We start from the raw sequence: 769 nt of genomic DNA on the forward strand, positions 1-769 counted from the left end.
CGCTCAGGCTTGCGTCGTGCCTGCCTGTGACTCGGTCGCCGGCACGGYGATGCCCAGGGCCAACGCCGTGCTCAGGAACCACAGGATCTCGAAGGCCGAGAGCCGGCCCGCCGCGGCCGCTTCGCCAACGCCCATGGCGCGCTGCGTCCAGGCGGTCACCAGCCGCGGCGTGCTCGGGCGCGCGAGGGCCGCAGGCTCGGGCGCGCGCGTGAGCTGGTAGCGGCCATTGATGGTGCGAGGCGAAACGCCCTGGTCGATGAGGACGTGCGTCAGGCCCCACAGCAAGGTCGACAGCCGCAAGGTGTGGGTCGCGCCCGGCCACGAAACGGCATCGGGCGCGCGTTGCGGGTCGGCCACATTCAACGGCCGCGCCAGCAGTTCGGCCTGCGACAGCGAACTCGTGATGTCGCCCGTTCGGAAGTCGACGACCAGGCCGTGCCCGTCACCCACGCCGACCAGCGTTCGTCGACGCTCGCCGGCGAGCAGTGCTCCGACCAGCTGGTCCCGCAATGCGTGCAGCGCCATGCGGGCATGCTCGCGCTGCACGGCGCCGCGCGCCAGCTCGTACAGCGCTGCGGCGGCTTCGAGCACATCGGTCATTTCACTGACCCGCAGCGGCGAGGCCACCGACAGGCCGCGCGGCGAGTCGRCCGGCGTCGCGCCGCGTGGCGTGAGCCGAACCAGCACCCGCGGTGGCGAGACGTACTGCGACCAGTCGTGCGGCACGAAGAGCGTGGTGCAGGCGGTGGCGTCTTCCACCCAGCGCAGG

At 72.4% G+C, this 769-nt stretch carries 1 protein-coding gene; it reads right to left on the minus strand.

Going from position 1 to position 769, the window contains the following annotated elements; translation table 11 throughout:
• Positions 1–3: 3 nt before the first annotated feature.
• Positions 4–769, minus strand: a 766-nt coding sequence (locus AC1D15_RS35415; RefSeq protein WP_477829768.1) for a hypothetical protein, incomplete at its 5' end; no start/stop codon positions are given.

The organism is Rhizobacter sp. P2_H2 (assembly GCF_056403375.1).